Source organism: Photobacterium rosenbergii (genome assembly GCF_033022775.1).
GTDB lineage: Bacteria > Pseudomonadota > Gammaproteobacteria > Enterobacterales > Vibrionaceae > Photobacterium > Photobacterium rosenbergii_A.
In genome coordinates this window covers 42,307-55,434 of sequence record NZ_JAWJZI010000021.1, presented here as the reverse complement: position 1 = coordinate 55,434, position 13,128 = coordinate 42,307, and the positions used below count along the sequence as shown (strand labels likewise).

The 13,128-nt window shown below is 52.6% G+C and carries 10 protein-coding genes and 1 tRNA gene; 10 read left to right on the top strand and 1 reads right to left on the bottom strand.

The window, feature by feature from the left end; all coding sequences use genetic code 11:
- Positions 1-76: transfer RNA gene (locus R2X38_RS24140), tRNA-Gly, on the top strand.
- 845 nt (positions 77-921) lie between these two features.
- On the opposite strand, the gene queG is transcribed toward R2X38_RS24140, so the two are convergent.
- A complete protein-coding gene (queG, locus tag R2X38_RS24135; RefSeq protein ID WP_317524891.1) occupies positions 922-2,055 on the bottom strand; it encodes a tRNA epoxyqueuosine(34) reductase QueG in 1,134 nt (377 codons plus the stop codon).
- Between the two features lie 147 nt (positions 2,056-2,202).
- On the opposite strand from queG, the gene R2X38_RS24130 reads away from it, so the two are divergent.
- From R2X38_RS24130 to hflC, 9 genes are all read left to right on the top strand, one after another.
- On the top strand, positions 2,203-3,693 hold the full coding sequence (locus R2X38_RS24130; protein WP_317524890.1) for an NAD(P)H-hydrate dehydratase: 1,491 nt from the start codon (positions 2,203-2,205) through the stop codon (positions 3,691-3,693).
- Between the two features lie 7 nt (positions 3,694-3,700).
- Positions 3,701-4,165: a tRNA (adenosine(37)-N6)-threonylcarbamoyltransferase complex ATPase subunit type 1 TsaE gene (gene tsaE / locus R2X38_RS24125; protein WP_317524889.1), complete on the top strand. Its 465-nt coding sequence runs from the start codon at positions 3,701-3,703 to the stop codon at positions 4,163-4,165.
- Positions 4,166-4,169: 4 nt separating this feature from the next.
- A complete protein-coding gene (locus R2X38_RS24120; RefSeq protein WP_411185898.1) occupies positions 4,170-6,059 on the top strand; it encodes a LysM peptidoglycan-binding domain-containing protein in 1,890 nt (629 codons plus the stop codon).
- A gap of 2 nt (positions 6,060-6,061) precedes the next feature.
- The gene (gene mutL / locus R2X38_RS24115) at positions 6,062-8,254 is read left to right on the top strand and encodes a DNA mismatch repair endonuclease MutL (protein ID WP_317524888.1); all 2,193 of its coding nucleotides are present in this window, start codon (positions 6,062-6,064) and stop codon (positions 8,252-8,254) included.
- Complete coding sequence (gene miaA / locus R2X38_RS24110) at positions 8,247-9,182, top strand: tRNA (adenosine(37)-N6)-dimethylallyltransferase MiaA (RefSeq protein ID WP_317524887.1); 936 nt, start codon at positions 8,247-8,249, stop codon at positions 9,180-9,182. The genes mutL and miaA overlap by 8 nt, the downstream gene beginning before the upstream one ends.
- Positions 9,183-9,268: 86 nt before the next feature.
- Entirely contained in the window at positions 9,269-9,538 is a 270-nt protein-coding gene (hfq, locus tag R2X38_RS24105; RefSeq protein ID WP_039458576.1) for an RNA chaperone Hfq, read from the top strand.
- A gap of 25 nt (positions 9,539-9,563) precedes the next feature.
- Positions 9,564-10,853 (top strand): ribosome rescue GTPase HflX, encoded by a 1,290-nt coding sequence (hflX, locus tag R2X38_RS24100; RefSeq protein WP_039458573.1) that lies wholly within the window; start codon positions 9,564-9,566, stop codon positions 10,851-10,853.
- Positions 10,854-10,910: 57 nt separating this feature from the next.
- Entirely contained in the window at positions 10,911-12,068 is a 1,158-nt protein-coding gene (gene hflK / locus R2X38_RS24095; protein ID WP_317524886.1) for an FtsH protease activity modulator HflK, read from the top strand.
- A 2-nt stretch (positions 12,069-12,070) separates the two neighbouring features.
- Positions 12,071-13,069 carry a protease modulator HflC gene (hflC, locus tag R2X38_RS24090; protein ID WP_317524885.1) on the top strand — a complete coding sequence of 333 codons (999 nt, stop codon included), beginning with the start codon at positions 12,071-12,073 and terminating at the stop codon, positions 13,067-13,069.
- The last annotated feature ends 59 nt before the right edge of the window (positions 13,070-13,128 follow it).

Here is a 13,128-nt window from a genome sequence, read left to right as displayed (position 1 = left end):
GCGACACTAGCTCAGTTGGTAGAGCGCAACCTTGCCAAGGTTGAGGTCACGAGTTCGAACCTCGTGTGTCGCTCCAATTTCAGGATAGATGTGCTCCCACGAGGAACCTCGTGTACCTAGTCGGCCACGTCACTCCAATTTCTGCTGCCGCTGCAATGTGCAGGGGAACGGCAAAGCTACTACTGTGAAGTATTAGTTCAATTGCAACATTCCTGGGTTAATCGATTCTCGATAATCTTGTGTGTTGTCTCAATGTTCCATAACCGAAGTGTTATCGGGAACCATTATGAAGCGATCAGCTTCAAAAACATCATCGTAGATATTGCCCCTGCAGCCTTATGGCTGTTTATTTTTATCCTGCAATATCCAGATGCTCTGTTTAGTGTCAAATGGCGACACAAGCTCTTTGAATGGTTTGATGCGGGTAATGTAAGTTGCCAGCAGGGAGCTGTGAATCGTATCTGTCTAAATTTATCCCGACCAGCCTATGCCTGAATGCCTTGTCGTTCGTGGGCTTGAGCCTGTGGCGGATAGAAAATACTGAGATCTTGCACAGAGTTATCCACAAATGAGCCTTGTGGGTAAGTCGGTTGATTACGTGTGCCGATACCGTGTGAACAAGTCTGTATTTATCTTTTTATTCTTCAATAAAACAATAATCGATAAAAAAGTATCCACAATGTAAGATGTTGATTTGTATTGGTTTAATGGCCTTTATTCAAGACTTATATACAACTTGATCCACTCTGTGGATGTTTGGATAACTTTTTTTGAGTAGCAGATATTGGGCTGTGTTTAATATCGGGAATAGCAGATAAAGAGACAAAAATGAAAATGTTTTCCACATTAGTGCAGAAGCCTGATCAAGCTCTCACTATGTGTGGATAACGTTGCAATATGGTAGCCGGGCCATTTTTCCAGTTAGGCATCGCGTGGCAGGCCTTTTTCCACGATTCGCACCAAGCGTTTGGTGCTTGCCGGTAATACGCTAATCGCATCTTGTTGGCGTTTTTCGTACTGTTTCTCCTTCGCCCAACGGATATGTTCATCCAGCAAAGCATTCTCACCTTCTCTAGACGCCAATGCCTCGATAATGTCTGGGCTGTAAGGAGCATTACCCATTGCAATGGTCAAATTGCGCAGCCATTGGATATGGCCGATACGGCGAATAGCTGAGCCTTCGGTATTTTTCAGGAAGGTCGCTTCAGTCCAAGCATAGAGTGTAGTTAATGGCTGCAACTTTAGGCTGTCACGGCAGTGATAATCGGTTTCGTTTGTCACTTCAGAAAAGCGGTTGAACGGGCAAACCAATTGGCAGTCATCACAGCCATAAACACGGCTACCAATAGCTTCTCGGAATTCTTCAGGTATCACACCATCAAACTCAATGGTCAGATAAGAAATGCATCTTCTTGCATCGACCACACCCTCTTCGACGATTGCCTGGGTTGGGCAACTTGTCATGCAGGCAACACACTTACCGCACTTGTTCTCTTCTGGCTTGTCGACAGGTAAAGGTAGATCGATAAGCAGTTCGCCAAGAAAGAACCATGAGCCTGCCTGCTGGTTGAGCAGCAGTGAGTGTTTGCCTGTCCAACCCAGCCCGGCTTTTTCAGCCAGCGGTCGCTCCAGAATTGGGGCTGAATCGACAAAAGGGCGGTAGCCGAAGGGGCCGACCTCTTGCTCAATAAGTTGGCCGAGACGTTTAAGGCGGTTTCGGATAAGCTTGTGATAGTCACGGCCGAGGGCGTAACGGCTGATATAGGCCGTTTCTGGGTGGCTGAGGCTATAGGCAAAGCCAGCCTCTGGTGGTAAGTAATCCATTCTGGCACTGATCACACGGACTGTACCGGGGTGCAGTTCGGCTGGGCGGGCGCGCATCATACCGTGACGGGCCATCCAGTCCATATCACCATGGTAGCCGGCATCCAGCCAGCGCTGAAGCTGTGCTTCATGTTCGCTAAGATCGACATCGCTGATCCCAACCTGCTGGAAGCCGAGTTCCTGGCCCCATTGCTTGATTTTCTGGGTCAGATCGCGATAGTCGATGGTCATGCTTACAATACCGAGCTTAATTGGGGGCGGAAGTTTACCACAATCACAGCAAATGTTGAGAGGATCATCAGGAAGATCTTTGCCTGAGACTAGTGCAGAGTAAGCTTATCGTTACAATGAATGGTGACGGCAAGGAGAGGGAGTACCATGAAAGCGGAACAATGGTCAGGCAAATTATACCGGGCTGAGCAGGTTCGCCGTGGAGAGCGTCAGGCGGCGGCTCAGCAACAGTTAGCTATGTATCTGCTGATGGAGCGCGCTGGGGCAGCGGTTTTTCACCAGCTTGAACAAGACTTTACCCGTCATCAACATGTTCTGGTCTGTTGCGGAGGTGGGAACAATGGTGGCGATGGATATGTTGTTGCCCGCTTGGCCAAAGAAGCCGGTTATCAAGTGACACTCTGGCAGATGGGGGATGCGGCGAAATTGCAGGGTGATGCGGCATTGGCAAGGGACGCCTGGCTGGCTACTGGCGGGCAGATATTGCCGCCGGCAGCATCGATCCCATCGTCGATTGAAGTGGTCATTGATGCACTGCTTGGCACCGGCCTCAGTGGTGAGGTGCGGCCAGAGGGTAAGCAGCTGATCATGATGATCAACCGGATCGCAGTGCCTGTTATTGCGATCGATATTCCCTCTGGGCTTTGTGCCGATACCGGGAAAGTACTCGGTGAAGCGGTGAAAGCACAATCGACCGTGACCTTTATCGGTAGTAAGCAGGGCTTGTGGACGGGACAAGCAGCAGAATATGTTGGTCAGGTCCAATTTGCCGGTTTGCAGGTCGCCGATGACTTTGAGCAAATTGAGCCGCCTTCGGCCCGCTTGATCCAAGCTGCAGATGTCGGTTCTTGCTTGCTGCCGCGAGCCCGCAGCGCCCACAAAGGTGATCATGGCCGGATCATTTTGGCCGGTGGTGATCACGGTATGGGCGGCGCGATCCGGATGGCTTCGGAAGCGGCTGCACGCGCTGGGGCGGGTTTGACGGCAGTGTTGACGCAACCTGACAATGCGTTGTCAATTGTGACGGCCAGACCTGAAATAATGGCTGTTGGCTGGCAACAAACAGATAAGGTGTTGTTGGCGCAGCGCCTACAATGGGCCGATGTGCTGGTGGTGGGGCCGGGACTTGGCCAATCAAGTTGGAGCCAGTCCTTATATAGCGAACTCACCAAGACCGAAAAAAGCCTAGTCGTGGATGCGGATGGATTGAACTTATTGTCTCGTTCACCAGACTATAAAAATAATCGTATAATTACTCCTCACCCTGGAGAAGCTGCCAGGTTGCTAGCTTGCTCGGTACACGAGGTGGAAGCCGATCGTTTTCGTGCCGCCAGGGCCCTGCAACAAAAGTATGGCGGTGTCGTTGTGCTTAAAGGTGCAGGCACTCTGGTTGATGATGGTACCCAGTGTTGGGTGTGCGCGGCAGGCAACCCTGGCATGGCAACGGGTGGTATGGGCGATGTGCTGTCCGGTATCATCGGGGCCTTATTGGGCCAAGGTTTGTCCTTGGCGGCAGCGGCCTGGTGCGGGGTATGGATCCATAGTACGGCGGCCGACCGCTGCGCTGCTGAGGGAGAGCGTGGTATGCTAGCCAGCGATTTGTTTCCTCATATTCGACAATTAGTAAATCCAAGATAAGAAGATAATGCATAGTTTTGAAATCCTGCTTGCTGATGAGCAGGCGACGGTAGATTTAGGCCACAAGTTGGCACATGCCTGTCAGCGTCAGACCACCATCTATCTGCATGGTGATTTGGGGGCAGGAAAAACCACATTCAGTCGTGGCTTCATTCGCTCTTTGGGTCACCAGGGCAATGTAAAAAGCCCAACCTATACCTTGGTAGAACCGTATGAACTTCCGCCTTGGCAGGTCTATCATTTTGACTTGTACCGCCTTGCCGATCCCGAGGAGCTAGAATTCATGGGGATCCGTGATTATTTTGCCGCTGATGCTATCTGCTTGGTGGAATGGCCGGAGAAAGGGGCCGGTCTGTTGCCTGAAGCCGACCTTGAACTGGATATGCGCTATCACGGTGAACAGCGTAAAGTCACCCTGACGGCGAATAACGAATACGGTAGTGAACTCATTAAGTGCTTGGAGTTGTGTTGATAGGATGTCGTTACGGGCTTTTTTTCATGCTGTGATTTTAGGGGCCAGTCTGTTTAGCTCACTGGCGATGGCAAATGAGCTGAAGGGGATCCGGGTTTGGCCGGCACCGGACGAGACTCGCGTGGTGCTGGATCTTACTGAGGATGCGGTATTCAGTTACTTTACTCTGACCAAGCCTGATCGCTTGGTGGTGGATCTCAAGCAGACAACGTTGAAAACCAAGCTGCCTGTGGTGGTGAAGGACAGTGCAATCCTGACCAAAATCCGCAACAGTGGCGCGCCGGAAAAAGGGACATACCGTCTGGTGCTGGAAATGAAATCGGGCATGACCCCGAAGCTATTCAAGCTGGCACCGACACCGGATGGGACCTACAGTCACCGTCTGGTGATGGATTTGCCGCATGGCAAAGCCGCAACAGCAAAGAAGCCTGAACCGACATCGAAGCCGAGCGTAGCCAACCAGCAGGCCATCTTGCCTTATGGTACCGATGACATCATTGTCGCTATAGATCCCGGTCATGGTGGTGAAGATCCGGGCTCAATCGGACCGAGCCGTTTGTATGAAAAGAGAGTCACCTTAGATATCTCGAAAAAGGTGGCGGCACGGATCAACGCGACACCGGGCATGAAGGCGGTGATGACCCGTCAGGGCGATTATTTCGTGAACCTCAACCGGCGGACAGAAATTGCCCGTCAGAAACGTGCCCATCTATTGGTATCTATTCACGCCGATGGCTTCCACAAGCCTCAGCCGCGTGGGGCGTCGGTCTGGGTACTCAATACCCGCCGTGCCAATAGTGAGATCGGCCGTTGGATTGAGCAACACGAAAAACAATCAGAGCTGCTCGGAGGCGGTGATGTGCTGTCCGGTGGTAATGATGACCAGTACTTGAGTATGGCGGTACTTGACCTGCAGTTCAGCCATTCGCAAAAGGAAGGTTATGACGTCGCAAGCCGGGTTCTAAGGGAAATGAGCAAGGTTACCACCCTGCACAAGAGCAAACCGGAACATGCTAGCCTGGCGGTACTGAAGTCACCGGATATCCCGTCGCTACTGGTTGAAACCGGCTTTATTACCAACCCGACCGAGGAGCGACTGCTAAACTCGAAGTCGCACCAGAATAAACTGGCGGATGCGGTTTACCGCGGGGTGCTGTCGTACTTCAACGAGAAGCCACCGGAAGGGACCTTGTTTGCTTCCCGTAATCAGGGCATCAAGCATAAAGTAACCAGCGGCCAGTCGCTGAGTGTGATTGCCAACCGCTACAGTACGTCTGTTGCGGCGATCAAACAGGCCAATAATCTCAAGTCGAATACCTTGAAGGTCGGGCAGGTATTGGTGATCCCGGGTAAGGCGCCCGTTACGGTGCCGGCCACGACTACCACCAAGACGGTGACTCATACCGTCAAGCGAGGTGACTTCCTCGGCAAGATCGCCAACCAGTACGGGGTGACGGTAGCCAGTATTCGGCGTGACAACAACTTACGTTCGGATGAGCTGGCAATCGGCCAGAAGCTGAAAGTATCAGTGAAGGCGCCGGTAACAAGTACGGCCACAGCCGCTGCCTCGAGGACGGCGGCGACGACCACCAAAACGGTGACCCACACCGTCAAGCGCGGTGAGTTTCTCGGCAAGATTGCCGGCCAGTATGGCGTGACGGTGGCAAGTATTCGTAGTGCCAACAAGTTACGCTCAGATGAGCTGGCGGTGGGACAGAAACTAAAAATTACGGTGCAGGCACCAGCTTCGGTGGTGCATACCGTGCAGCGGGGGGAGTTTCTCGGTAAAATTGCTGCCGACTATGGCGTGACCATAAGTCGCCTACGAGAAGCGAACCAGTTACGCACTGATAAGCTGGCGGTTGGACAAAAACTTACTATTCCGAGTAGTTAATTATGCCTATTCAGATCTTGCCAGCTCGGTTGGCGAACCAAATTGCGGCTGGTGAGGTTGTCGAGCGACCCGCATCGGTGGTCAAGGAACTAGTTGAAAACAGCCTTGATGCCGGGGCGACCCGGATCGATATCGATATCGACAAGGGCGGCAGCCGGACGATCCGTATCCGTGATAACGGCAAGGGGATCCCGAAAGACGAGCTAGGCTTGGCCTTGAGCCGCCACGCGACCTCGAAAATTGCCACTCTTGATGATCTCGAAGCCATTGCTAGCCTCGGTTTTCGTGGTGAGGCGCTGGCCAGTATCAGCTCGGTTTCTCGTCTGACGCTGACGTCTCGTACTGCCGAGCAGGAGGAAGCCTGGGCGGCGTATGCCGAAGGGAGGGATATGGAGGTGCAGCTCAAGCCTGCTGCCCATCCCATAGGCACTACGCTGGAAGTGTTGGATCTGTTTTTCAACACCCCGGCCCGTCGAAAGTTCCTCCGTACCGAAAAAACCGAATTCGGCCATATCGATGAGCTGCTGAAGCGCATTGCACTGAGCCGGATGGATGTCACCATCAACCTGCGCCACAACGGCAAGGTGGTACGTCAGTACCGCGCCGCCAATACCCAAATCCAGAAAGAGCGCCGCTTGGCCGCGGTGTGCGGACAGGCGTTCTTGGATCATGCGCTGGCGGTTGAGCTGTCACATGGTGATCTCAAACTGAGCGGCTGGATTTGCAGCCCGCAGGGGGCGCGGTCACAGAACGATATCCAGTACTGCTACGTCAATGGCAGGATGATGAAGGATAAGCTCATCAACCATGCTATCCGCCAAGCCTACGAAAGCAGCCTGGCGCCGGATCAGTATGCGGCCTATGCCCTGTTTATCGATGTCGACCCGCACCAGGTTGATGTCAATGTTCACCCCGCCAAGCATGAAGTGCGTTTTCACCAGGCTCGCCTAGTGCATGATTTTATCTGCCAGGGGCTGCAAAGCGCATTGATAGAAGGGGCGGCGGATGATCCCGAGCAAGTCATGAACATACCGGCGCCAAGGGCCAGTGCCCATGCGCCGCAGACGGCATATTCATCGATTGCGTCAGAGGCTTCTTCCTCACCGGAGCATGGCATTGCCGAGCCGGATGCCGCCTTGGCGGCGATTGCTCGAACGCCAGACTATCCCAACAAGGCGCCTGCGCGGGATTGGCTTTCCAGCGACTCTGCGGGAAGTGGCTCTGCGGGAAGTAACGAAAGCCGCGAGCGAAGCCCTCAGCGAACCGAGTCATCAGACTCATCAAGCTACCGTGAGCGCTCTGCTCCTGCTCGCCCTCAATCAAGGGGACAGCATGAGCATGGCTATCGTGACAGCGATTATTCGCCAAGCAGCAATTTGCCAAATAGCGCAGGGCGCTCTGGGGGCAGTAGCCGCGCGCGCCAGCAAGAGGATGGGCCGAGTCCGGAAGAGATTGAAGTCTACCAGCAGTTGATGCGAACCGTGGAGTCGGCCCCGAAGCCGGCACCGCAGCAAAATACGTCGAGTCATGTCCGTCAGGTACCGGCGCAGCAACCTGCGGTGACAGTACCGTCTGCCGTTACCCAGCCGCCGACTCGCCAGGATGCGATCGATACCGCCAACGGTATCGGGCTGGGCAAGGCGCTGTCGTTGGTGGCGAAACAATACCTGCTGCTTAACCGTGATGATGGTTTGGCACTATTGTCTCTTGCAAGAGCGCAAAGTTTGCGGACCAAAGGGCAGCTGCGTCTGGCCCAGACGGAGGGATTAAAGCCACAACCGCTGCTTATTCCGCACTCCATCCCTGTTGAGCCGAATATGATAGACTGCGCCGAGCAGCATGCGATGCTACTCAAGCAGCTGGGCATTCAGCTCAAAGCCAAGAACAAACAGCAGCTTATTATCTTGTCGGTGTGTCAGCCGTTGCGTCAGCAGAACCTGCAGCAATTGATCCCGGCACTGCTGGCCTATTTGGCAGCGGTAGCCGAAGATCCTGAGTCGCAAGGCTGGGACAAACTGCTCGATTGGCTTTCTGGTCAGCTGACCGAGGCCAGCGGGGCCTATAGCTTGTCCCAGGCGATCCAGCTGGTCACCGAGCTCGAGCAGCTCTGGGGACCTGAACTCGAACACTATTTTCCTGACTTGCTGCGTCCGGTCGACGTGAGCGCAGCAATAGAAGCGTTTAATTATGACTAAGCCACTACCTCAGGCGATTTTCCTGATGGGCCCGACTGCGTCGGGCAAAACCGATCTGGCGATCCGATTGCGCCAACAACTACCTGTAGAGTTGATAAGCGTTGATTCAGCCCTTATCTATAAAGATATGGACATCGGCACCGCCAAGCCGGATGCCGATGAACTGGCGCAGGCACCGCATCGATTGATCGATATTCGTGATCCAGCGCAAAGTTATTCAGCTGCGGACTTTCGCGCTGATGCACTGAAAGAAATGGCTGATATAGTTGCACAAGGGCGCATTCCTTTATTGGTTGGTGGTACTATGTTGTACTACAAAGCATTATTGGAAGGTTTGTCACCGTTGCCAGCGGCAGATCCTGCTATTCGCGCTCAGATTGAGCAGGAAGCGGCGGAAAAAGGCTGGCAGGCGATGCATGAGGAGTTGGTGCGGATTGACCCGGTTTCCGGGGCAAGGATCCACCCCAATGATCCCCAGCGCCTTTCACGCGCATTGGAAGTTTTTCGTATTTCGGGTAAAACTTTAACTGAGCTTACGAAAACTCAAGGTGATACCTTGCCTTACAGGGTACACCAGTTTGCAATAACTCCCACGGATAGGGCTGTGCTGCATCGGCGGATCGAGCAGCGTTTTGAAAAGATGATCGAAGCGGGTTTTGAACAGGAAGTTCGTGCTTTGTATGAACGAGGTGATCTGAACCCAGATCTGCCTTCAATACGCTGTGTAGGCTACCGCCAGATGTGGGAATATTTGGACGGGCAGTGCTCTTTGGATGACGCGGTGTTCCGCGGTATCTGTGCCACCCGTCAATTGGCGAAGCGTCAGATCACCTGGCTGAGAAGCTGGAAAGATCTGACGTGGTTGGATAGCAGTGACCCAGAATCTGCGTTACAAACCGTCACAAACTCAGTTAGATGTGATGTTTGATTAGCGTGTATACTGATTACTGTTTTGCGTATTTTTAATTTTGTTCGTTGCTAACTACAACTACAAACAAATAAGGAAAAGAAATAATGGCTAAGGGGCAATCTCTGCAAGACCCATTTTTGAACGCTTTGCGTCGTGAAAGAATCCCAGTTTCAATCTACCTGGTTAACGGTATCAAGCTACAGGGCCAGATTGAGTCTTTTGATCAGTTTGTGATCCTACTGAAGAACACTGTTAACCAGATGGTATACAAGCACGCGATTTCTACTGTCGTGCCTGCACGTCCAGTTAATCACCACCACACAGGTGACCGCCCAGCTTCGGCAGAACGTTCACAAGAAAAAACCGAAGAATAATATTCTTCATTAAGGAGTTGATTGCTTGTTTGACCGTTATGAAACCGGTGAGCAGGCAATTCTTGTTCATATCAACTTCACGCAAGAAGGGGAGTGGGAAGACTTAAGCGAGTTTGAAATGCTGGTCTCCTCGGCGGGAGTCAATACGCTACGGGTGGTTACCGGTAGTCGTAAAACTCCCCACCCTAAGTTCTACGTGGGTGAAGGTAAAGCACAGGAAATTGCCGAAGCGGTTCGGGCTGAAGACGCCGAAATCGTCATATTCAACCATTCACTTTCTCCAGCGCAAGAGCGTAACCTGGAGCAAATTTGCAAATGCAGGGTACTGGACCGCACCGGTCTGATCCTTGATATCTTTGCACAGCGCGCGCGTACCCACGAGGGTAAGCTACAAGTCGAGCTGGCGCAGCTACGTCACATCTCAACCCGCTTGATCCGCGGTTGGACCCACCTTGAACGACAGAAAGGCGGGATCGGCTTACGTGGACCGGGTGAAACCCAGTTGGAAACGGACCGCCGTTTGCTTCGCGACCGGATCAAGACGATATTGCGCCGTCTCGAGAAAGTGGCCAAGCAGCGCGATCAGGGGCGCCGGGCACGTAACCGTGCTGAAATCCCGACGATTTCACTGGTCGGTTATACCAACGCCGGTAAGTCGACGTTGTTTAACCGGGTCACCGATGCCGGTGTCTATGCCGCTGACCAGCTGTTTGCCACCCTAGATCCAACTCTGCGTAAGATTGACGTGGCCGATGTCGGTACCTCAATCTTGGCTGATACGGTAGGTTTTATTCGTCACCTGCCCCATGACTTGGTCGCAGCCTTCAAGGCAACTCTGAAAGAAACTCAGGATGCCAGTTTGCTGTTACATGTCGTCGATGCCAGCGATGATCGTTTCCGTGAAAATATCGAAGCGGTTGATACGGTACTCGAAGAGATCGATGCCAACGAGGTACCAACCTTGGTGGTGATGAATAAGATCGATAATCTGGAAGGGGCGTCGCCACGTATAGAACGTGATGAAGCCGGTGTTCCCCAGAGAGTGTGGGTTTCGGCGATGGAAGGACAGGGCATCGACCTGTTGTTTGACGCCCTGACCGAGCGCTTGTCGGGTACCATGGTTAAACATACCCTGCGATTACCGCCGCAATTTATCGGCCGTTACCGCAGTAAGTTTTACCAACTGGGTTGTATTGTCAGTGAGGAATACGACGACGATGGCAGCCTGAAAATCGACATCCGCTTGCCACTGGCAGAGTGGTCTAGGTTACAAAAAAGAGAAAGTACTTCGTTAGATGACTTTATCGTTGCTTAATGGACTGCTAGAGTAATAAAAAAAACTGTCGTCATATCATATTGATGGAGTTCTATAATGGCGTGGAATGAGCCTGGTAACAACGGCGGCCGTGATAAAGACCCTTGGGGGAACAATAATCGCGGTGGTCGTGATCAAGGTCCGCCGGATCTCGATGAGGTTTTCTCAAAACTGAGTCGTAAATTCGGTGGCATTTTGGGGAATAAAAAGGGACCTTCGACTGGCGGCAGCGCTGCAGGTCTTGGGGTAATCGCAGTGTTGGCTGCAGCGGTATGGGGCTTTTCCGGTTTCTATACCATCGGCGAAGCGGAGCGCGGGGTTGTTCTGCGTTTCGGTAAATTCTACGAAATGGTAGATCCGGGTCTGAACTGGAAACCTACCTTTATCGATGAAGTCGAGCCAGTCAACGTACAGGCAATTCGTTCTTTGCGCAGCTCGGGTCTGATGCTGACCAAAGACGAAAACGTACTGAAAGTGGAAATGGACGTTCAGTACCGTGTGGCCGAGCCGCAGAAATACCTGTTCAGCGTCACCAATGCGGATGACAGCTTGCGTCAGGCGACTGATTCTGCACTTCGTGCAGTGATCGGTGACTCGACCATGGATGAAGCCCTGACCACTGGTCGTCAGGTGATCCGTGCCAATACGCAAGAAGCGATTGATAACATCATCCAGCGTTACGACATGGGTCTGTTGGTGGTTGATGTCAACTTCCAGTCTGCCCGTCCGCCGGAAGCGGTGAAAGACGCCTTCGATGATGCAATTGCAGCGCGAGAGGATGAGGAGCGTTTCGTTCGTGAAGCAGAAGCTTACAGCAATGACATCTTGCCTAAGGCAACCGGTCGTGCCGAGCGTCTGAAGAAAGAAGCGGAAGGTTACTCTGAGCGTGTGATCAACGGTGCACTCGGTGAAGTGGCGCAGTTTGAAAAGCTGTTGCCTGAATACCTGGCAGCTACTGAAGTTACGCGTAACCGTCTGTACCTTGAGACAATGGAACGCGTTTACTCGAACACCAGTAAAGTGATGGTCGACTCGCAATCAAGCGGCAACCTGCTGTACCTGCCATTGGACAAGCTGGTTAACCCAGCTCAGCAGAGTAGCCAGCCGAAAAGTGGCTCGTCTAGCGATTACGGTATCGAACTTGAAAAAGTCGAGACCGCCCCGGTATCAACTGCGCCACGTAGTACTGATACTGGCCGTCAGGGGAGATTTTAATTATGCGTAAGTTAATGATCCCTGTGATTGTTGTCTTCATCGCGACATTGCTGATGTCAATGTTCGTGGTTCAGGAAGGCGAGCGCGGTATTGTTGTTCGTTTCGGCCGTATCCTTAAGGCGCCTGATTCGGATGTAGCAAGGATCTACGAGCCGGGCCTGCACTTCAAAGTGCCGGTGTTTGACCGTGTCCGTACCCTGGATGCCCGTATCCAGACCATGGATGACCAGGCTGACCGTTTTGTAACGTCTGAGAAAAAAGACGTGATCATCGATACCTACGTGAAGTGGCGTATCGAAGACTTCGGCCAGTACTACCTGACAACCGGTGGTGGTGATGTCTCAACGGCAGAAGCGCTTCTGAAACGTAAGGTGGTCGACAGCCTGCGTGCGGAGATCGGTTCTCGAGAAATCAAGCAGATCGTCTCTGGCCCAGACCGTGGTAATAATCAAGACAGCACGGCTGTGGCTGAAGAAGATGACGCACCAGCGTCTGAAATCGTTGCTGAAGTCGCTCCTCGTAAAGAGGTTGAAGGTCAGCGTGATCAAATCATGGCCAATGTATTGGCCGACATCAAAGTCAGCGCGTTTAAAGACTTGGGTGTTGAGGTGGTGGATTTCCGAATGAAGAAAATCAACCTGCCTGATGAGATCAGCGAGTCAATCTACCGCCGTATGCGTGCCGAGCGTGAGTCGGTTGCCCGTAAGCACCGCTCTCAAGGTCGTGAGAAAGCTGAAGTTATCCGTGCTCAGTCAGAGCTAGAAGTTGCGAAGATCATTGCTGATGCAGACCGTCAGGCTCGAGTAGTACGTGGTGCTGCGGATGCTGAAACGGCGCAAATCTATGCGGGTGCGTTCAACAAGAACCCGGAGTTCTACAACTTCCTGCGTTCTCTGAAGGCGTACGAGAACAGCTTCAACTCGAAGAACGACATCTTGGTGGTTGACCCGAATACGGAATTCTTCAAGTACATGAAAGAGTCCAACGCGGTCGCTAACTAAGCGCCATTAAGGTTGTGATGAAAAGGCAAGACTTCGGTCTTGCCTTTTTTATTGGGTAT